Source organism: Amycolatopsis sp. H20-H5 (assembly GCF_035828755.1).
Classification (GTDB): domain Bacteria; phylum Actinomycetota; class Actinomycetes; order Mycobacteriales; family Pseudonocardiaceae; genus Amycolatopsis.
Map to the genome: position 1 here is coordinate 38,562 of NZ_JAYMZS010000052.1, position 20,507 is coordinate 59,068.

Annotated in this window: 17 protein-coding genes and 1 pseudogene; 13 read left to right on the forward strand and 5 right to left on the reverse strand. The window is 64.7% G+C overall.

Annotation, left to right across the window (positions count from 1 at the left end):
• The first annotated feature begins 127 nt into the window (after positions 1 to 127).
• The gene (locus QMK34_RS26085) at positions 128 to 1,615 is read left to right on the forward strand and encodes a Vps62-related protein (RefSeq protein WP_326417023.1); all 1,488 of its coding nucleotides are present in this window, start codon (positions 128 to 130) and stop codon (positions 1,613 to 1,615) included.
• A 487-nt stretch (positions 1,616 to 2,102) separates the two neighbouring features.
• Positions 2,103 to 3,659: a hypothetical protein gene (locus tag QMK34_RS26090; RefSeq protein WP_326417024.1), complete on the forward strand. Its 1,557-nt coding sequence runs from the start codon at positions 2,103 to 2,105 to the stop codon at positions 3,657 to 3,659.
• A gap of 27 nt (positions 3,660 to 3,686) precedes the next feature.
• On the opposite strand, the gene QMK34_RS26095 is transcribed toward QMK34_RS26090, so the two are convergent.
• Complete coding sequence (locus tag QMK34_RS26095) at positions 3,687 to 4,772, reverse strand: hypothetical protein (RefSeq protein WP_326417025.1); 1,086 nt, start codon at positions 4,770 to 4,772, stop codon at positions 3,687 to 3,689.
• Positions 4,773 to 4,925: 153 nt separating this feature from the next.
• The gene (locus QMK34_RS26100) at positions 4,926 to 5,129 is read right to left on the reverse strand and encodes an EF-hand domain-containing protein (protein ID WP_326417026.1); all 204 of its coding nucleotides are present in this window, start codon (positions 5,127 to 5,129) and stop codon (positions 4,926 to 4,928) included.
• Positions 5,130 to 5,418: 289 nt separating this feature from the next.
• Here QMK34_RS26100 and QMK34_RS26105 point away from each other — a divergent pair, with 289 nt between their 5' ends.
• From QMK34_RS26105 to QMK34_RS26120, 4 genes are all read left to right on the forward strand, one after another.
• Positions 5,419 to 8,121, forward strand: a complete 2,703-nt coding sequence (locus QMK34_RS26105; protein WP_326417027.1) for a choice-of-anchor D domain-containing protein — start codon at positions 5,419 to 5,421, stop codon at positions 8,119 to 8,121.
• A 108-nt stretch (positions 8,122 to 8,229) separates the two neighbouring features.
• Positions 8,230 to 9,132: a hypothetical protein gene (locus QMK34_RS26110; protein ID WP_326417028.1), complete on the forward strand. Its 903-nt coding sequence runs from the start codon at positions 8,230 to 8,232 to the stop codon at positions 9,130 to 9,132.
• A 16-nt stretch (positions 9,133 to 9,148) separates the two neighbouring features.
• Positions 9,149 to 9,538 (forward strand): PAAR domain-containing protein, encoded by a 390-nt coding sequence (locus tag QMK34_RS26115; RefSeq protein WP_442785218.1) that lies wholly within the window; start codon positions 9,149 to 9,151, stop codon positions 9,536 to 9,538.
• Between the two features lie 85 nt (positions 9,539 to 9,623).
• The gene (locus QMK34_RS26120; RefSeq protein ID WP_326417030.1) at positions 9,624 to 9,917 is read left to right on the forward strand and encodes a hypothetical protein; all 294 of its coding nucleotides are present in this window, start codon (positions 9,624 to 9,626) and stop codon (positions 9,915 to 9,917) included.
• 34 nt (positions 9,918 to 9,951) lie between these two features.
• On the opposite strand, the gene QMK34_RS26125 is transcribed toward QMK34_RS26120, so the two are convergent.
• Positions 9,952 to 10,428: an NUDIX domain-containing protein gene (locus tag QMK34_RS26125; RefSeq protein ID WP_326417032.1), complete on the reverse strand. Its 477-nt coding sequence runs from the start codon at positions 10,426 to 10,428 to the stop codon at positions 9,952 to 9,954.
• 313 nt (positions 10,429 to 10,741) lie between these two features.
• On the opposite strand from QMK34_RS26125, the gene QMK34_RS26130 reads away from it, so the two are divergent.
• Positions 10,742 to 12,055: a COG1470 family protein gene (locus QMK34_RS26130; RefSeq protein WP_326417033.1), complete on the forward strand. Its 1,314-nt coding sequence runs from the start codon at positions 10,742 to 10,744 to the stop codon at positions 12,053 to 12,055.
• Here QMK34_RS26130 and QMK34_RS26135 read toward each other — a convergent pair whose 3' ends face one another.
• Together QMK34_RS26135 and QMK34_RS26140 are read right to left on the reverse strand one after the other, a co-directional pair.
• Entirely contained in the window at positions 12,056 to 14,848 is a 2,793-nt protein-coding gene (locus QMK34_RS26135) for a helix-turn-helix transcriptional regulator (RefSeq protein ID WP_326417034.1), read from the reverse strand.
• A gap of 354 nt (positions 14,849 to 15,202) precedes the next feature.
• Positions 15,203 to 15,898 carry a DUF4255 domain-containing protein gene (locus QMK34_RS26140; RefSeq protein ID WP_326417035.1) on the reverse strand — a complete coding sequence of 232 codons (696 nt, stop codon included), beginning with the start codon at positions 15,896 to 15,898 and terminating at the stop codon, positions 15,203 to 15,205.
• Positions 15,899 to 16,079: 181 nt separating this feature from the next.
• Here QMK34_RS26140 and QMK34_RS26145 point away from each other — a divergent pair, with 181 nt between their 5' ends.
• From QMK34_RS26145 to QMK34_RS26170, 6 genes and pseudogenes are all read left to right on the forward strand, one after another.
• Complete coding sequence (locus tag QMK34_RS26145) at positions 16,080 to 17,642, forward strand: phage tail sheath family protein (protein WP_326417036.1); 1,563 nt, start codon at positions 16,080 to 16,082, stop codon at positions 17,640 to 17,642.
• A 70-nt stretch (positions 17,643 to 17,712) separates the two neighbouring features.
• On the forward strand, positions 17,713 to 18,138 hold the full coding sequence (locus tag QMK34_RS26150) for a phage tail protein (RefSeq protein ID WP_326417038.1): 426 nt from the start codon (positions 17,713 to 17,715) through the stop codon (positions 18,136 to 18,138).
• A 108-nt stretch (positions 18,139 to 18,246) separates the two neighbouring features.
• Positions 18,247 to 18,732, forward strand: coding sequence for a phage tail protein (locus QMK34_RS26155; protein ID WP_326417039.1), 486 nt, complete (start codon positions 18,247 to 18,249; stop codon positions 18,730 to 18,732).
• A 32-nt stretch (positions 18,733 to 18,764) separates the two neighbouring features.
• Positions 18,765 to 19,199 (forward strand): phage tail assembly protein, encoded by a 435-nt coding sequence (locus tag QMK34_RS26160; RefSeq protein ID WP_326417040.1) that lies wholly within the window; start codon positions 18,765 to 18,767, stop codon positions 19,197 to 19,199.
• A complete protein-coding gene (locus tag QMK34_RS26165; RefSeq protein WP_326417045.1) occupies positions 19,196 to 19,348 on the forward strand; it encodes a DUF6760 family protein in 153 nt (50 codons plus the stop codon). Before QMK34_RS26160 ends, QMK34_RS26165 begins: the two co-directional genes overlap by 4 nt.
• 19 nt (positions 19,349 to 19,367) lie before the next feature.
• Positions 19,368 to 20,507: pseudogene (locus tag QMK34_RS26170) on the forward strand (hypothetical protein); the annotation flags it as partial.

Here is a 20,507-nt window from a genome sequence, read left to right on the forward strand (position 1 = left end):
GCCTTCTTGCCTACGAGCGGGGCGATCGTTTTCTGGATCGTGAAGTACTCGAAGATGGGCGAATTGCTGGATTGACGGATTTGATTCGTCGTGCCATGTTCGTCTGATGAAAACAATAATAGCGTTGGTGTCGCTGTTGGTAGTGACGTCGGCGGGGACGTTGCCCCATGCTCGTTCATCACCGTTGACGGGTCGACCGGAAGTTGTATCGGTGCGACCAGCTGATCAATTCCAGCGAATCTGGGATGACGGGGGAAGCGGCGCCGACCACGATGTGTCCATCTGGCGTCCGGATGTTAGCCGGTATTCTGGCTATCGTTCTCTTGGTGACGTTGTCATGAAGGGGTACGGTGCGCCGTCCAACACTTTCCTGGTTCGCGACGACGCCGGTGTTGCCGCCCGTCCGGTCGGTTACCGTTTGATCTGGGATGACCGGGGCTCCGGCGGTGACCACGACGTGTCCCTGTGGGAACCGGTGGCTCCGGCGGGTTACACCTGCCTGGGCAGCGTCGCGGAGCACGGATACGACACCCCGCCGTCCACCGATGTCGTACGCTGCCTCCAGTCCTCTTATACGACCGATGGTGCTCCCGGCAAGGAGTGGGACGACAGCGGATCCGGCGCCCACCACGACGTCAGTTTCTGGCAGGCCAACCCCGTGGATCACCTCGGCCTGTCCCCGTCGACCTTCGTGGCTCGTGGGGGGCACGATGACAACGGCGGCGGCCAGCGTTACCGAGTGATCGACAAGACCCGCACCGACGTGCCTGCCCTGTCCGGGCAGCCGGTAACCTTGGCCACCGCCGGTGAGTTCGCGCCGCGAGTGCGGTTGCATCCGGCTGAGTACTACTTTCCTTCCACGGCCGAGTTTCATCTCGGCAACGTGCACCAATCGAATGGCTATCTGGTCACCAACCAGGCACTGGGTTGCGATTCGTGCACCGACCCGGCCTTTCTGAACGGCATGCGCCCGGGCTCCGCGGCCGTCAGCGCGTATGCCGAAGTCGTCCACCGCACCGACAAGGGCAGGCCGACCGAGGTCACCGACGTCGTCTACTGGATGTTCTACCCGTACAACAGCGGTAAACGGGTCTGCGTCGGGTTGATGTCGCGTTGGGGTTGCGTCGGCGGCTACAGCACCTTCGGAAACCATGTCGGCGACTGGGAACACGTCACCCTCAGATTCGTTGGAAACCTACCGGCGAAGATCTTCTACAGTCAGCACGACGGCGGGCAGGAGTTCACTTTCGGCGACAAGCATGTGCGTCTCGCGGGTTGGCGCCCGGAGGTCTATTCGGCGAAGGGTTCGCACGGTTCCTATCCAGGGACGGGCGTGCACGTGTACCGCGAACTGCCCAACGGCGACAACCTCAGCGATGTCACAGGGGCCGGGATCGCCTGGGACACAGCTCCGGCGCTGGTCCCGTTCGCTTGGCAGCCCCGGGGCACCTACGCCGGGCCGCTGTCCTGGCTCAATCTGACCAGTCGCTGGGGCAATCCGAAGTCAGGTTGCGAGATCTCGGGACCGATCTCCGGGGAATGCGTGCTCGATGACGGGCCTGAGGGGCCCATGCTCAAGGACTACTCGCAACCGCCTCTCCGGCAGCTGGAATGAGGCTGTCCCGCCGCTGGCGGGTCGGCCGATGACGCCGCGACCGGCTCGCGGCCACGCGGGCTGAGTCCGGCTCGCGAAGGAAATCTTGCACAGCGGGACCGGGTTCAGTCGGCGTGGGAGGCGACCGAACCCGGTCCTGCTGGGTGGAAACCTTGGGGCTGCAGGGGATTCGGCCTTCCGCCACCAGTGGCGGCGGCTGCCGCCGGGACAACGCTGTGGCTGATGCTGGAGTGGACTCCCAGAGCCAAGCTCTGTGGTGTGCACGAGTAGCAGAGGCATGGTGCCGCTGGCAAGGAGCTTGGGGTGCAATTTTTGGGCAGTCTTGTCGCGGCGTACCCAACGTCTTCCTACCCAATCTCTTATCTCGTTCGGCTTCCGCCGGTGAATTCGCTGCCGATAGCATTGGCCTCAGTCTTAGCGGCACACTTTGTTGGTGTGGGCGAACTCCGCGTCGGAGCGCCATGATGGGCAGGCAGGTGGATGACCGATGATGGGTGGACCGGAACGGCCAGACTCGCAAGTCGACGTCCGAAAGGATGCTTTGCGTCAGGATGCGCTGCGGCTGCTGGAAAACTGGAAGCAGCGGGTTCGAAATTATCAAGCGGGGCTTCTTCAGGGCTTCCTAGAGCAGCAAAGTGAAGTGAATCCGGAGATTGGTAAAGGCTGGCACCACGAGCGGGGACAAGAGGGTAATAGCGGCACGATCGTTGTGGAAACCTGGCTTCAGAACAGGCTCACGGACGTCGACGACGACTTACGTCGGAAATACGTCGCTTTTCGGGCGGATTTGCGCGACGCCGGGCCCCCGACACTCGTCGACGTTCTTTCAGTGGAATCGGCCATTTGGTCGGACGAGAATCACGCCAGGTTCTTGAACCTCCTCCGGGGTCGAGTGGCCGCTCCCCCTACGCCTAACGACCTCGAGAACCAGATCGAGTCGCTGGTCCAGGAGGTGCTCGCGGTGAAATCGCCGCGACGACCCCGGCGGCCGCCTCCTGAGCCACCGTCAAGGATTGGCAAGGATGCGGAACGGCGTGGAGAGAATATTTCGGCCGGCGGGCAGGGGGCCCCGGGTGGCCTCGTGCCGCCCCAGCGCCCACCGCGACGGGATCTGGATAAGGGCAAAGATAGGGAACCCCTCGGCGGTTTTGAGCCGATTGTTCCGCCACCGGTCCCCTACTGGCCGCCGAGGCCCGTGCAGGCACCACCCTCGGTGCCACCGAAACGGCGTGGAGAGGATAAGGGCAAAGAGAGGGAACCCCTCGGCGGTTTTGAGCCGATTGTTCCACCACCGGTCCCCTACTGGCCACCGAGGCCCCCGCAGGCACCACCCTCGGTGCCACCGAAACGACGGCTCAGGGGCGATCTTCGGTCGCGATGGATCGACTTGGCCAGCGCGGGAGTAAAAGCCGAGTTGAAGCAGGTGCTCGGCTGCGCCGGAGGCAGGCAGGGTGGCACCGGCCAGGTCGGATTCGACAACGGTGTGGTTCGGGTCTGCCCTGCGGCTCTGCTTGACTCACCGGAGAAGATGCACGTAGAGCTGGTCACTGGCGAGAGAGTTCGAGCCGAATGTCGGGTGATCAGGGACTCCTCGATCCAATACGCGTTGCGCTATCGGCGGCATGGGCGTGCTCGGAGTAGTAGGTTCGACCTGTCGGCGATTTCCCGTTACACGCTGGTCGACCTCAACTGCACAGTGTCGTTCCTGCGTTGTACGTACTGGATTCCCGAGATTGGGCAGTACCTGTTCGCCGCGAGTGGCGTGCAGTATTTCGGCCTGAGTGATCTGAGGGTCGCGGTCGTCGCGACCAGAGTCATCCAAGCGTCCAAGTTTCTGCAGTCGCTCACGCTGACGTTCGATTCTCAGATGACCGAGACGCAGACGCAGACCGTGGACATTGCCTGGGACTCGCAGAAGACGATGGTCGGGCAGGATGAACCGTCAGGGAAAAGCGGAAACTTCACGCTGAATCCTCAGACAACCGGGCTTTCCCTTGACGAGCGGTCCACGGCCTACTTCACGGTGACTCGAAGCGGTGCGTAACGTCATACGGCAATCAGGCATCTTCAATCAGGATGGACGCGGCAGGCCAAAGTAGGTTTCAGTCGCCTTGTCTTCGGCCACCAGTCGCCCGTTGGTGTTGATCCTGATCTGGCCGTTCGTGGCGATCTGGTCGGAATTCAAGAGCTGGCCGACGCAGCTCCAGCGGATGAAGTAGATAATTGCGCCATCCGTGTCACGTCGAATATGTAGGGAAAGACGAAGGTTTGCCACGTCGCCGGGAATCTTCTTGAATTGCGTTCCCAGCGTGAGGCTGATGTCCGCGAATCGCCTTGGCGACACGAGTTCGAGTTGCCTGATATCGACGTGGTCGGCCAGCATTACGTAGTAGGCCTGTCGATCGAAAGTCAGCGTGAAATCTGCCTTGATGAGAGTGATCTCATGTCTTGGTATGGGAGTGAGGATGTAGGAACGGACCCATTTTTTTACCTCGAAGGTCAGATTGATGGCGATATGCAGGGCCGACGCCTGATCTGCTGCGGCGGTGCCCGTGTATCTTTCATTGAAGGCCAGGTATTCGATCGGAATCTGCTCCGGCGGACTGACAGAGTTGAAACCGTAGACGAAGAAGCGGTCCCCGTCACCAAGCGTGACACCCTCTGTTGTGCCGCTGAGCGGCTGCTCCTGTGGTGCTCGAATGCTCAGCAGGATTTCACGGATGAACCTCTTTTCGGCGGCAGGGAGGACAATATCCGATCGGCTGGGTAATTCGGGTTCACCCTGTTCTTCGTGAGATTCTCGCTCATCCTCAGTACCCTTTTCCTTCGGGCGCCGGCCCGCTGGCGGACCGTGGGCGAGCAACCTCTGGATTGTCTCGCCCACGGCCGCCTCGGCGCGCTCGGCCAGCTCCTCCGGTGAGGTTGGCGCAGTTCTTGTGGTGAGCCTGCCGAGCAGTAGGCTGGTGGCCTGGTCCGGCCGCTCCTGAGCGGTGGGATTCTGCACGATCGCCAGGACGTCAACTAAATTGAGCCCAGGGTGGTCCTGCCAGGTGCTGAGCACCCGTTGGAGGAAAGCGGTGAGCCGCGCCTCGAGTTCGGTGGCGTTCTCACGCTGGATGGTGGCTGGTTCGCTGTTATCGGTATTGCGGCCATTCATTGGCTTGTCCTCTCTTTCTTGAGTACGGTAGAGCCGGTGAAGGTTGAATATGTGCCCGGATTGGCCAGGTGTGGATGGTCTCGTCCGCACGTCGCGCAGGTGTGGCACCGGCGCGACGTGCGGACGACAACTCCAAGATGATCACGGGAATATTTACCCGAGGTATTTCGCGTATTCCTTGTAGTCGATCCTCTTGTCCCCGTTCTCGTCCGCCAGCTGGACGATCTTGGCCACGTTTTCTGCGCTGACCTTGGGGTTCTTCTGGAGGTTTGCCTTCAGTTCGGCTGCAGTGATGTAGCCGTCGTTGTCGCTGTCGAGCTCTTTGAAATTGCGTTCGGTTGCTTCTTTGTCCCTCATGAGTGTCCCTTTGCTCGCGGGTGGGTGTACCAAGAACTCGCGGACTGATCGTCCGTGTGTCCGCAAGCCACCGAGGCGGCCGGCTTCTAGCGTTTCCAATTTTACGCCGCGGACCGGGAATTAGCCGAGTAGTACCAATGCCTCTTTGGGCAAGAGCGCCTGCCCGAATTCGTGGCTGGCACGTACCTTGTCCGTTGTCTGGTCGGGGCAGATGGTGCAGGTAATCAGTCGACTGCTGACTTCCGGAGATCGAACCAACGAGCGCGACCGGTGTACCAAAGGAGGGCCGATGGGCAGGCGATCTCGCGTACGCGGACGATGGTGGGTGCTCGGCCTCGTCGTCGTGCTCGTGTCGGGCCTGCTGGTGGTCGTGGGGGCTCCGGTGTCGGCGCAGCTGGTACTGGGCCGAACTGAACGGATTTCCGTTACCGACACCGGAGCCGAGGCGGCCCAGGGCTCGTTCGAGCCATCGGTTTCGGCCAATGGACGCTATGTCGCTTTCACGACCGCCGCATCGCTGGACCCGTTGGATGGCAACGACACGGACCTGGATGTCTATGTACGGGACCGGGTCACCGGAAAGACCGTCATGCTTTCCCGCGGCCAGGTGACCGACGAGATCCTCGCCCACGGCGTCGGCGGCCCGGCGGCGTCCCTGCACGTCGCCTCGTTCGCGCCCGGTGTCTCGCGTCGCGAGCAGCCGTTCGGCCGAGCGCGGCCGGCACCCGGGGCACTGGTTGTCACCAAGCTCAGCGAGATACAGCCGGATGGCGAATCGCACAGCCCGTCGATCTCGGCTGACGGACGTTACGTGGCGTTTCAGACGAAGGCCTCGAACATCACGACGGCTGACCGGGACCCCTCCGATGACGTCATCGTGGTGGACCGGGACCCCAACGGCGACGGCGTCTTCGACGAGCGGACCCCCGCGGGTTTCGTCGACTACAGCTACGTGACCGTGGGACGCCGGGACTACACCCCTCTTGGGACACGGTTGTTCACCGGTACTCACCCCAGCATCTCCGCTGACGGCACGGTTGTGTCCTGGGTTCAGGTCCTCGAGAAGCCGACGTTCCGGCAGGCGCGACGACAGGCGCCCGTGGCCCAGGACGGTGTCGCGCTGGCGGGGACGGTGGTCGCGACCGTGCTCCGCAAAGGTGACGGCGGTCGGCTCGACCAGCCTGGAGTCGATCAACAATATCTCGACGTCACCGTCGGACCACCTGGGTACGACGTCCTGAGTTCAGGCGAACCGGCGGTTTCCGCGGACGGCCGGACGGTGGTGGCCACCGCCCAACTGCGCGCGAACGGCGCTGTGGCCACCGACCTCGCCATCATCGCGGTGACGGTGCCGGACCGACGGGCGTCGAGGGTGGACGTCATGGCTGACGGCTCGCCGGTATCGGGTCCGGTTGGCGAGCCGGCAGTGTCGGGCAACGGCCGCATGATCGCCTTCAAGTGGTTCAACCCGGCGACGGCCCAGCCCGAGGTGCTCGTCGTCGACCGCGACCCGGACGGAAATGGCAGGCTCAGTGCGGCCGGTAGCGCCGAGCCGTCTTCCCTGCGGGTCGCGTCCAGAAACGTGCTGGGGCAACCGGGTGGCGGGCTGTCACCCGCGCTCTCGGCGGACGGCCGCTACCTGGCGTTCGTCACCTTTGGCCGGTCGATGCACAACGGGATTGACGCCACGGACAACCGTGGTGGCTGTGTGGCCCCGAATTCGACTTCCGTGTGCGACATCGTCGTCCGGGATCTCGTCACTGATGGTGATCGCGAGCGGCTCGGACTCGACCGCCTGCCCGCGGAACTCGCTTCGCCGAGCCTTCGTCACGACTGCGCACCGCAACTGCCTGCCGACTCGGTGTGCGAAGCGGGGGCTGACAGCGCTGGGCCCGCGCTCTCGGCCTCAGGCGATGCCGTGGCCTACGCCTCTGCCGCGGCCGACCTGGTGACCGCGGACAACAACCAGGTGAGCGACGTCTTCGTGCGTCAGTTCAGCCCCACGATGACCTCCGCGCCCACTTCGGTCGACTTCGGCACGGTGAACCTGGATAAGGAGCAGCTGGCAACCGTGGCCTTCGATCACGGGGGATTCGGCCCGCTGGCTGTCGGAACGGTGTCGATCACCGGACCGGCCGCGCAGGATTTCGACGTGTTTCCCGGTGAGACCTGCGCGGGGAGGACGTTCCACGTCACCGGCACCTGCGTGGTGTCGGTTCGCTTCAAGCCCACTGGCACTGGGGTGCGCACGGCGTTGCTGCAGCTGACCACCCCCGCCGGAATTCTCCTCGCCGCCGCGTCGCTCACCGGCGCTGGTGACATCGAGAAGACAGTGCTGCCGGTCTTTGACATCGGCGTCGATCAGGACGTGTTGTCCTTCGGCGATCGCGCGGCACTGACGACCAGCCCGTCGCAGGCGGTGGTGGTGCGCAACCTCGGCACGGCACCGTTGACCGTCGCGGACGTCGGGCTTCAGGCTGATCCAGGCATTCCGGCCGTGACCTTTCCCGGCGACTACACAATCTCGGCCGCCGGCTGCCGGGGGCGCACGCTGGCCGTTGGCACCTCGTGTGTCATCACGGTCTCCCAAACGCCGCGGGGAACCGGTAGCCGGCCCGCTGTCCTCGTCGTGACCAGCAACGCGAGCACTGGCGCCAGGCTCATCCGCCTGGACGGCAGCGGGACGGCCCCAATCCTTGAGGTCAACCCCACAGTGGTGCGGGATGGCGGTGTCACCACGATCAGGGGCAAGGGCTTTCCGCCGGCGCAGGTGATCATGGTGAGCGCCGTCGGCGTGGCCGGTGGCTACACCGTCACCACCGACGGTCAGGGCACGTTCGCCGTGGCGTACGTCGTTTTTCCGAACGCGGAGTCCGGCATCCGCCGGGTCGACGCGAGCTTCGCGGGCGTGAGTCCGCCGATCGCCGCGGGCGCGGAGATCCTGGTTGTTCCCGGGTCGGTGGCGCCGCCGGACTTCACTCAGCGAAGATAGGAGGGTAGTCAATGTATTCGGGAAATAGTGGGAAGGCTGAATCAGAGTCTTCCATAGGCGGTTTGGACTCCGGGGTTGGCGAGCGGCTGCGTGAACTCGGTGGGCGTCGTGGAAATGCTGCTTGAACAGCTTGTTCGGCCAGATGTTCCGGCGGGGCCGGACGAACTCGACGATAGGGCGAAGGTGGCCGTGGCTCGCACCGTCGAGTCGCTGCGGCGTCGTGGTTCGAATTCCGATCGGCACTTGGAGGAGAAGGAAAAGGAGACCGAGGAGGGTGAACCTGATGGCGACCCGGATCTCGAACCTGAGCGTGTCCATCCGCCGGGCGAGATCATGGCTCTTGCCAACAGGGAAATGATCCCCAGTATTATGGATTCAGTTTTGGTATCGCGCGACCAGGCGGTCAGTGGAACCGCAGGAGGATTTTTACTTTCCGGAGACGCGAATTTCCAGATCTTGGGGTTCAACTCCGTCAGTTCGCCGAGACAGATTCCGATTGAGTACGACGCACCCGGCGGCCGATACACCTGCATGGCTCGCGGCTATTCGGAATCGAAGATTGTAATCAATCACCCCCTGAACTTCCGTGTTGTTATGCACGTAGGTCAGTCTGAGCTGGTCGAATTGGTACGTGTCGATTTCGAATTGCAGTACGAACTTGAGGACTGCATCGTCGAGCGGGCGAATCATGGTGATCTTGTCTATCGGGTCCTTGACGGAGTCAAGCGATTCGACAACCTCTCACTTGTGCTGAAGAAGGAATACAAGCGTTTTAAGGCTGACCAGATACGCCTGGAACTATCTGTGCACGTAGCTCCTGGGTCGTTGTGCACTATCCGATGGAGATTTAGCGGTCTGATTTTCCTAGTCTTAGGCGAAATGAGTAGGGTGATCGATGACAAGGGTGAGATTGAGGTCAGTGCCCGCAGGAGTCTGTACACTGTGGATGCTCTTACAGAAAAGTACTTCGGACTCTATCTTATTTGTCTTGACGGTGTGACGACTGAATAGGTGTCTGATGGGAAAATTGGCAGCCAAGTTGGGCGATCGGGTTCGCGGCACGGACGTTCACGTCGTTCTTGTCCAGGCGGGCAGTGGCACCGTCCCAAGGCCCACGTCGATGGTGTTCGATGGTGTGATCATGACGGGGTGCGTTGCTACGGTCCTGATCTGCGGCAAAGCGGCGGCGGTGGTGGGCAGCGTCGCGGTGAACACTCCGCCACACGTGCCGACCGGCGGAAACTTCCAGACGCCGCCGACGAATCAGGGCATGGTGATGATGGGCAGCGGCACTGTCCTCATCGGGGGCCGCCCGGCCGCACGTGCCGATGACAAGGTGCTCACCTGCAACGATCCCGCACCTGCGCCCAACGGGATGATCGTCGTGCCTGCCTGCACGGTGATGATCGGCGGCTGACGGGTGCTACCGGTAAGAACCTGGTAGTGACCTGAGAGATGCCCACGGATGTGCAAGAAATTGCTGGAAAGAAAGGTGTCGTGCCATGGCTACCTACGGAGAACCTCTGAGCTCGGGCGTAATGCGCAAATATCTCACTGGCGAAGATGACAGTGGCGACCAAGGCTGGCAGCCACAGCCACAGCCACAGCCACATCCGGCGGTGGCACCGGCGAATGGCGACACCGACACCGACACCGACACCGACACCGACACTGACACCGACACCGACGGCACGGGATCGGACTACGATGACGACACATCGTCAGACGACGAGAGCGCGCCTTCGGCCGAGGAGGAGGCTTGGTTAAGAATGGTTTTCGCGCCAAGGCGCCCGTGATTTGTCGAGAAGAGCGGCGCGAATTCGGCTGTTTTCAGGAGGGGAAGTACATTTCGCGGTTGTAGTTGTAGAGGTTCGCGAGTTCGTCCGCCAGAATGTCGTGCTGGTTGCACCACGGGTAGACGTCATGCAGCTCGTCGAGCGGTACCCACCTGGACTCGTCGTAGACCAGTCGGTTCGGGCGGGGCTCCCCGGCCTCCATGTTGATGGTGGTCCCGTTGTCGATCCCGCACCGCAGCAGGCGAATGTTCGCCGGAACGGACTCGCCGTTCTCCACCCGCCAGGTGCTCATCCACCGATCATTGAGGATGCGTTCCGCCCGAAAACCAAGGAACATGCTGAACTCGACGGCGAACACGCGCCGCAGGGTCGCCTGCTCGTCCTCGTCAGGCGCCATCTCGTCGCCGGGAATTTCCCACCGTGCCGGGGCATACGACGACGATATCCGTTTGGCGAGCAGCAGTCTGCCGTCATTGATGATGGCCGCGCCGATCACCAGGTGCTCACTCATGCGGATTCCACTCCCATGTCTACCTTCTTGAGACTGTGTTCAGGCACCCGCCTGCCGCACTGTGCCAGCGCAGGGCGTCGCCGGTTCCATTCCTGGAAGTCTGCTCTCCACCGTCGCGCGATCTCAAGCCTGGAAGCGACCGAAACGCCGTGTTGACCGCTGTTTTGCCCCAGCGGGCCATCGACGGCACGGGGTTGGCCCAGACGGGCAGGCGCGGGCGTGGACAGCAGGGCCAACAGGGCAAATGTCCGTGTCCTGGGCCGTTCCCCGTTGTCGGTATTCCAGGATCCACCGCACGGAACATACTCGCGCTATGGGTGCAGAGATTGTCTTTGACGTGCATGACCTCGTGGTCGAGCCGGGCGAAACGGCCTCGTGTGATGTTCTGGTCGTCAACTCCGGTGAGGTGGTCGATCAGTTCACCCTGCACGTGATCGGGGAGGTCCATGACTGGGCGGTGGTCGACCCGCCGATTGTCAACCTCTTGCCGGGTGACGAGAGCACGGCCCGCGTGACGTTCCGGCCGCCCCGCTCATCGGAGGTCCTCGCCGGGCGAGTGCCGTTCGCCGTTCGGGCCGAGTCTCGCGAGGACCCGCACGCGTCCGCGGTCGAAGAGGGCGAGATCGAGGTTGGTGCTTTCACCGAGGTGGTGGCCGAGCTGGTGCCCGCCATCCGACGTGGCCGCCGCCGTGCGAGATACAAGCTCGTTGTGGACAACAACGGAAACCACGACCAGCCCATCGAGATCGTCGGCATCGACCAGGAGGACCAGCTGCGGATCCTCCTGGATTCGCCGACCCTGCGCACCAAACCTGGGACCGCGACGATCGTCAAGGCCAAGGTGGCTCCGTACAAGCGTTTTCTTCGCGGCGAGGCCAAGACTCACCCGTTCCAGTTGTTCGTTCAGCCCGTTACCGAGCACTCCGAGGCCCCGCCGCCCGTCACCGTCGACGGGGTGATGATCCAAACGCAGCTACTGCCCAAGGGGTTGCTCAAGGCGGCGCTGATCGCGACCGCCGCCATCGTGGCGCTCGCCGTCCTGTGGTTCGCGCTGCTCAAACCGACCGTGCAGACTGTCGCCAGTGAACAAGCGGCCGCGGCGGCGTCGCGCGCTGACCAAGCGGCTGATCGCGCCAACAAGGCTGCGGGCGAGGCTTCCGGGGGAGCGCCGGGCGGCGCCAAGAATCCGGCGAGTACCGGTGCCTCCGACAGCGCGAACGGCGGCCAGAGCAAGACAACGGGTCAAGGTTCGCCTGCTCCCCAACCGAGCGCGCCCGCGCCGACTCCGACGAGCTTCCGCATCGAAGCGTCGGCGAACGCGGTGAGCGACGGCTTCTTCAAGCCCTTCAGCTACATCGCACCTGACGGCCAGGCACTCGACATCACCGATCTCGTTCTGCAGAACCCGCGCGGAGACTCCGGATTTCTCCGTATCGCGCTCAACGACTCAGTGATCCTCGAGGTGGGTCTCGCCAACTTCAGGGATCTCGACTACCACTACCTCGTCCCGCTGGGTCTTCAGCCGGGCAAGCCGCTCGTCCTGCTGGTCAACTGCGTGACTCCTGGATCAGGCTCGGCGCAATGCACGCCGTCCGCCTCGTTCTCCGGCAGGTTGACGAAGAAGTAGTCAGTCCGCCCTCCCGGGGTTCCAGGTCTTGCGAAGCTCGAGACGGGACGCGATGCCGAGTTTCGCGTAGACGTTGCTCAGGTGGTATTCGACCGTTTTCGAGGTCACGTAAAGCTCCTTGGCGATCTCACTGTTGGTCAGTTCCCGGCACACCAGGTGACAGACCTGTTCCTCCCGTTCGGTGAGATCGGGCAGGTGCCTTGCGGAGCGCTTCTTGGTTTGCCGGACGTTCGATATGCCGAGGCTGTGGTCCACCCGGCGAATGAACGGATGTGCGGAAAGCAGGCCGTATCGATCCCGGGCCCGGCGCAGCCAGCGAACCGCCTCGCGGCGATTTCCGGTCGCCGACAGCAGCAAGCCGAACTCGTGTTCGAGCATTGCCCTGGCGAAGGGCAGTACCGGCTGGTCGCCACTTTCCAGACGTCGCCGGTAGATGGCCAGCGCGTCATCGAGGTTCCCGTGCTCGCGGGCCAGTGCTGCCTGGAGCCTGCTCAGCGTGTCTTCGAAGTGTTCGGTATCGCGTGTCGCGTTCTGTAGCCGGAGCAGCTGCTGCTCGGCCGCATCCAGGTCGCCCACGCCGATGAGTGCCTCGACAGCGAGTGGTCGCCACCAGGTCAGCCACCAAGTGTGGGTCGAATCGGCCGTGTCCTGGTCGGTGGCCAGCAGCGGCCTCAATGAATTCGCCATCTCGGCATGGTCCCCACGAGCTTGGGCGAGTACCGCACCGGCGATCGCGGCGTAGCGAACGTCCTGCGGAGTGCCGATCTTCACTGCCCAGCGACGCGCGGCCGTCACATGGCCGGAGGCCACCTGCCAGTCACCACGCCCGGCGGGGACCAGGGTGGCGGCCATGTGTGTCAGGGTGTAGGTCTGCGGCTGCTCGAACGTCGACTGGATGGACAGCGCCTGGTGCACGGTGATCGCGGCGTCGTTCCAGTTGCCGAGTGCGTGCTGTGCCGCGGCGAGGTAGGAATGCGGCGTCGGCCCGAACAGCGTGCTCGCACCGGCCCGCTGATGGACGATGGCGTTGGTCAGGTCGTCCACCCCCGAGCCGTAGTGACCGAGCATGACGTGCAGGGAGCCACGGCAAGCCAGGCCCTCCACGTCCTCCCTGGATACCGCGGACCCCAGTGCTGGAAGGTAGTCCAGCTCGGCCAGGCCGGCGGACATCCCGTCCAGGCGGCTTCGTGCGACCGCACGGATCATGCGCACGAAATCCTCCATTCTGGCGTGGAGCGCGCCCGTCGACAGTGCGATCGAAGCTGCCCGAAGCGCCTCTTCGTCGCGGCCGCTCCACACATGTAGCGCGGCCAGCGCGCCTGACGCCGTGCTCGTGATCCAGTCCGGCACCCTTGTCCCTGCCGCGGCGCGAAGCAGCCGTTCTTCGGCGACCGGCAACTCGCCGGTGCCGAGCAGGGCGGTCAGCCCGAGGGCACAGTCGCGCAGCGGTGTGTCACTGCACCGCCGCATCTCGGGCTGGATGCTCACGGCCCAGCCGGGAAGAGACGTCAGCAACGACTGAACACAGGCGGTCAGCAACCTGGGCTCGTAGTCGTCGCGGGACTCGGACAACTCGGCGGCCCAGTACAGGTACCTCGCGGCCACATCGTGTGTTCCGGATCCGGTTGCCTCGGCGGCGGCCAGTTCGAGCTTTCGCGCGAGCGGTCCATCGGTGGTCTGCGCCGCGGCTACCCGGTGCGCCCACGCCGTGCCGCTGTCGACCAGGTGCGCCGCGGTGGCGTGCAGCTCGGCGCGGCGAACGGGGTCGAGTGCTTCGTACACGGCGTCGCGGTGCAGGCTGTGGCGCATGGCCACTGGGTTCGCCGCCTCGTTGGGCCACCATTGGACGATACCCACCTCCAGCGCGGGCGCCAGAGCTTCGTTCGGGTTGTCGACGGACGCGAGCTGCGCGACGCGGGCCAGGGAACAACGGGTGTTGAGCACGGCGAGGGCTTCCACCAACCGGCGGGTGGGATCGGGCAGCTGGTGGAGGATCCGGCCGAGCGCCGCGGCCAGTGACTGGGGTACCGGCAGGCTCTTCCCCGTGGCGATCAGGTCGCGAGGAGTCGTCTCGGCCAGCAGCGCTCGAACGTACAACGGGTTCCCGCCGGTGTGGTCGCGCAGGCGTGCCGCTGCGGGAAGGGGCAGCCTGCTGCCGGTCGCCGAGGTCGCGGAGAGCGCCACGATGTCCTGGGTGGTTAAGCCGTGCAGGTGAATCGTCGCCGATTCGATGGTGGGTCTGCTCAGGTACTGGTCGACGACGTTCGGTTCGTCCTCGACGATCGGCGTGCGCACGATCAGGACAGTCAGCACCTGATCCGCCCAGAGCCTGCGAAGCTCGAAGCCCAACGCCTGCGCCGACGAGCGGTCCGTCCACTGCGCGTCGTCCACCACGATGGCCAGTGGCCGGTCCGCCTGGAGCGTGCTGATCAGGTCCAGCAGCTCGGTGCCGATCGCGAAGGGAATGGCCGTCTGGGGCCGGCTCCGGTCGAGGAGCTTGAAAGTGCGGATGAGCTGCCGATCTACGCGCGACAGCAGCTGGTCGATCAAACCATAGTTGAGCGTCGATTCACCCGGATCGCCGCTCGCCACGAGTACCTGGAAGTTGTCAAGGCCTGCCAGGAAGTGTTTGACCAGGTAGGTCTTGCCGATTCCTGCCTCGCCCTCGACTCGGACGAGTTGGGGACTGCCCGCGACGGCCTTCTCCGCACTCGCGTTGAGTTGCCCGGTCTCGGCGGTTCGTCCGACGATCCCTTCGCGATTGGCAGGTTGACTGGCCTCGATGACACGCACGGGGTGTCGCCTCCGCTCCCTCATCCCCGATCACGTCCGGACGCCTTGGCCTCCCATCTAAAGTCGGTTCTCGTCAATCGGTGACCACTTTTCGTTCCTGTTCGTCGATCTGTCGCAGCATTTGGACCAGTGTGTCGGACAAATGGAGTATTGCTTCGATGCTGGCCCAAGGTCAATGGACGGGACCTTACAAAGAGTGCCATTTCGGGCGCACGGTCGATAGCGCTGCGTGACACGATGACCTCGACGCGACCAAGCCGTGGTCGTTTCGTGCGTGCCCCTGAAGGCCACCATGACAGCGTTAGACGCCGTGAAGGCTCCCATCAGGGCATACGGCAAGTTCCGGACGCCTTCTCAGTGACCATCACTCCCCGAGTCGGGTCGCTCGGCCCGACCGTCTGACGGAAGCTTGCGGGCGTCACTGTTCACGTGTTCGCGAACCTGTGTGTCGATGGGGCCGCTCGCCGGCGCGTTCGCGGGCGCGGGAACCGTGCCGGCGACGCCGAGCTCGATCCGGCGGGCGGGCGGCGTGAGGTCCGTGATCACCGACGGCACGACCGCCACGGTGATGACAAGATCCACCCCGGCCCGCGGCGGTATGTCCAATGCGGACCAGAGATCGGTTCCGGCGCACGGCAACGCGGGATTCGCCACCGCGACGGTAACGGGAAAGCCGGTCGATGCGAGTGCCTCGGGCAGATACGGCGCCTGGATCGTCTCGTGGGCCGCCAGTATCGCCAACGCCGAGCCCAGCAGGCTGTGTTCCTGATCGATGTCCGTGGCCCAGGCGGTCAGCAGATAGCAGCTTCGATACTCGCGGGGCGCCTGTTCGCGGGCGACCAGACGGCCCGCGCCGTCGCGACGCTCGATCCAGCTGCCCAGCCGGACTTTCGCGTCGTCCCTTATCTGGTGCAGGAACAAGTTGAGGGCCGGTGCCGTGCGCTCGTGCCGTGCCCAAGCCGGCGACGGCGTGTCGAAACTGATCTCGGTGCCGGCCGGCATCGACGAGATCAGCAACGAGCGCAGGGCCGAATCGAGGTGATGGAACACAGTGTCAGTCTCGGTGCCGTGGCCGGCACCGAGACAGGGCGCGGCGGACAAGACCTGAGGCCTTGACGCTGCCTGATGGGGCACCCGGGTGTGCGCGTCGTCTCGGCCGTCGGGCCGTCTCCCCGGCCTCGCGCTAATGCGACAGTGAGGACTTCTCTATTCATCACTGCTGGGAGGGCACATGCCGACATACCTGTCACCCGGCGTCTACATGGAGGAAGTCTCGTCGGGGTCCAAGCCCATCGAGGGCGCGGGAACGGCGCTGGCCGCCTTTGTGGGATTCGCCGAGAACGGGCCGGTCAACGATCCGGTCCTGGTGACGAACTGGGAGCAGTTCGTCGCGACCTTCGGCGGGCCGGTCGATGGCGGGTACCTCGCGCACTCGGTGTACGGGTACTTCCTCAACGGAGGCGGCTCGGCCTACGTGGTGCGGGTCGGCGCCGACGGCTCTGCCGAAGTCAAGTCGGGTAAGGCACTGGACAACGGCACCGTGCCCGCGGCGCGGGCCGAACTGCCCGTGGCGGGCTCCGGCAAGCCGATCGTGGTGCGCGCTCTCGAAGCGGGCTCTGCGGGCAACGCCGTGCGGGTCGAGGTGCGGGACGCCTCCGAACCTGGGCCGGACGTCTTCAAGCTCGTGGTCAGCAAGGACGACCAGGAAGAGGTCTACGACAACGTCACGACGAAACGTGGGCAGTCCAATGTCCTCACCGCGGTGAAGCAGTCCAAGCTGATCGCGCTCGAGGAAGTGCGCGGTGACGACGCCAAGACCGGCACGCTCACCGCGCCGGTGAAGGGCGAGGTCCTCCTCAGCGGGGGCGCCGATCCCGCGCCGCGCCGGATCTCGCCGGAGGACTACGTCGGTGACGCGGCCGACCGCACCGGTTTCTCCGGGCTGGAGGCGATCGACGACGTCACGATGGTGTGCGTCCCCGACCTGATGGCGGCGTACGAGTCGAAGATGATCGACGACGACGGCCTCAAAGCCGTGCAGCTGGCGATGATCGCGCACTGCGAGCTGATGGCCGACCGCGTCGCGATCCTGGACCCGCCACCGAACCTGCGGCCACAGCGGATGAAGGAGTGGCGCAACGACATCGCGGGCTACGACTCCAAGTACGCCACGGTGTACTGGCCCTGGGTCAAGGTGATGGACCCGCGCAGCGGCAAACCGGTGTTCATCCCGCCGAGCGGCCACATCGCGGGCGTCTGGGCGCGCAACGACAGCACCCGCGGTGTCTACAAAGCACCGGCGAACGAAGTGGTCCGTGGTGTGATCGACCTGCAGTCCGGTCTGACGCGCGGCGAGCACGACCAGCTCAACCCGATCGGGGTCAACTGCATCCGCACCTTCCCCGGCCAGGGCATCCGGGTGTGGGGGGCGCGGACGCTGTCCAGTGATCCGGAATGGCGCTACCTCAACGTACGGCGGCTGTTCAACTTCGTCGAGAAGTCCATCCTGACGAGCACGAACTGGGTGGTCTTCGAGCCGAACGACCGATTCCTCTGGGATTCGGTGCGCCGTACGATCGAGGCGTTCCTGCGGCGGATCTGGCGTAGTGGAGCCCTGTTCGGCGAGTCACCGGCGCAGGCTTTCTTCGTGAAGTGCGACGCGGACAACAATCCCGAGGAGAACCGGGACGCGGGTATTCTCACGATCGACATCGGAATCGCACCGGTCAAGCCTGCCGAGTTCGTGGTCTTCCGGCTTTCCCAGTTCTCCGAGGGGGCTGAGCTCGCCGAATGATCGCCAGCAAGATGAATCGGAGCACCTGATGTCGCACTCGCCAGGTGAACCTCTCGGCCAGACCATGGTGGTGGCCAGTGCCGTGCGGTTCATGATCTTCGTTCCCATCTGGTCGACTGGCATCGGATTTTCCAAACTGAGCGGTTTCAACTCGACGGTGGAGACTCAGGAGTATTCCTACAACAGTTTCCTCGGTAACAACCATTCAAAACAGTTCGGTCGCACCAAACCGCCTTCGCTCACGCTGGAGCGGGCGCTGGACCGCGCCGGGTTCCTGCAGCTGTTCTCCTGGCACGCGCTCGCCCGGCAGAACTCACCGGCGGCGAAAATGATCGCGACCTTCGAGATCATGGACGCCGGTGGCGGGACAATGATCGCCTGCATGCTGGACAACGCGTGGTGTTCGAAACTCGAACTGGATCCGGCGCAGGCGGGCGGCGGAACCGTGGTCTCCATGCGGGCGACGATCGAATGTGACGCGATACGACCGACGTGACCGTGCCCGATAGGGAAAGCAAGTGTTCCCCGTGAACGGCCTCGCGGAGAATTGCTGAAGCCAACCGAGCCGCGAGAAAATTGGATCGAAACGGAAGGGAGGACCGCCATGCCCGGTCCGAACGAACAGGGTCAGGTCATCAGTGCGGCGAGATTCCGTCTCGAGTTGCCAGGACATGGCGCGCTGGCCCTGTCCGAGGTCAGCGGCATCAAATCCACAGTCGGCACGATCGAGTACATCTACAACGACGACAAGGGCCAAACCCGGCACACGAAGCAGTTCGGCAAGACCGATCCCCCCTCCGTGACGGTGAAGCGCGGTTTGGACTTGGAGGGAAACGACGTGTTGCTGAGGTGGCACGGGTTCGCCAGGGACGGTGACCGGCTAAAGGCTGTCATCCAGTCCGTCAGCCTGGTGATCTCGGACGCCTCGGGCGCTGCGGCAAGCGAGGTGACCTACCTGCTGGAGAACGCCTGGTGCCAGGAACTGACCGTGAGCCCCATGAAAGCCGGCGACGGGCAGGTGTCCTACATCGAGGCCAAGATCACCTGCGATCGGATTCTGTCCGGCAGTGTCCAGTTCAAGTCGTCGTGATCCGCGATTGAACAGTGAGGAGGGTTGCATCGATGAGGCAAGCATCGCTGGTGACCGCGGGCTCGCAGGCGCCGCCACCGGCTAAACCGGCCGGGGAAATGCCCACGGAGTATCCGTTCGTGCTACCCCGCGGATACGTTGACGAAGACGGCGTCGTCCACCGCGACGGCGTGATGCGACTGGCCACCGCCCGCGACGAGATAGCACCGCAGTCGGATCCACGGGTGCGGGAGAACCCGGCGTTCCTGACCGTGCTGCTGCTGGCCAGTACGGTGACCAGATTGGGCTCCGCGCGCTCGGTCGACACCTACGTCATCGAGAGTCTCTTCGCCTCCGATCTGGCGTTCCTGCAGGACCTCTATCGCCGGATCAACCAGGCTGGCCATACCGAGGCCGACGTCGTCTGCCCGAACTGCGAACACGCTTTCTGCGTTGACGTGGCGGGTGAGGCACCGGGGGAATCCTGACGTACACGGCTGATCGGCTCTGGGAGGAAGTCGTGTACGTCGCCTATTACCTGCACTGGCCCTACCCGGACATCCTGGGCCTGGAGCATCCCACCCGGACCAGGGTGATCGACGAGATCGGGAAGATCCACGGACAGAGCGAATCGTGAGCAGTGAGGGAGGCAGGCCATGAAGCGGAGCTTTTGGCGGCGTCGCGGCCGTCAGGCGACCGGTGACCCCAGTGTCCCGCCCCCGGCCGGGGACCCGGTCCCTCCGCCGCTGCGAAGGGACTGGTCCCGCCTCCCCGTACTGTCCACGACCGGCCAGCGGCGCCCGCCGACGCTGGCGCCGATCCTTCGGCCGCCCGACGTCGCCGGGACCCGCGCGTTGCTGAAGCCGTTGCCGCCGCTGCGGCACCCGCCGATCACCGGCCAGGTGACCGGTCTCGCCCGGATAGCCCGAGCATCGGGTGCGGAGCGGGTCGGCGGGCGACACGTGCCGCTCGCACCGAGTCCCCCCGTTTCTCGGTCGGATCCGGGAGCGGCGCCGCCCGCGGGGATCATCACGGAGGCCGCCGAGATTCCCGCCCCCGTCCGGGCGGTACGGGCCTTGCCCGCTGTCGAACGTCCGCGCCACCCTGTCCCCGAGTTGACCCAAGCCATCGACGAGTACCTCGGCGAGCCGCGGGTATCGGATTTCCCCCACCGCAGCACGGCGAGGTACGACCGGCTCGTCGACTCCTGGCGGGTGCAGGCCAAGTCCGGCGCGGCGGCGCTCGATCTGGGCATGCTCGACGGATTCATCCAGGCCGACGGTGGCCTGGCCTCGACCGCGAGCGCACCGATGGGCGAGCCCGGCCCCGCGCCCGCACAGTCAGCCGATCGCACGGTTCTGCGGCACACTCTCGCCCAGAGCCGCAAGCTGGGGTTGCGCGCTCAGCGCGGCGAGGGCGGCGAGGGCGGCGCTGACGAAGCTGAAGCCGCCGAGCCGGAGCCTGAGGCCGACCCCGCCGAGGCCGTGGTTCCGGTCGTCGCTACCGAGACGAAAAGGACTGAACCGCAGTCAGCGCCGCCGTTTCCCGTTCCGGGGCCGGTCCGGCCGCCGTGTCCTGCCGAGAACCCACCTCCCGCACCGCGGCTTGGACTCGGGGAACCGCTCACCCACCCCCCGCGTCCCCGGCGCGCCGCCGAACCCGGGCCGTCGCCCGGCCCACGAGCCGCCGAGCCACCCCGCGCGAGCGGGTCGACTCCGAGCCTGCCGTCGGCACCGCTCCCGCCACCGTCCGGTGTGCGAACCCACCTTCCACCCAATGTGCCCGCCGCGCCGAGA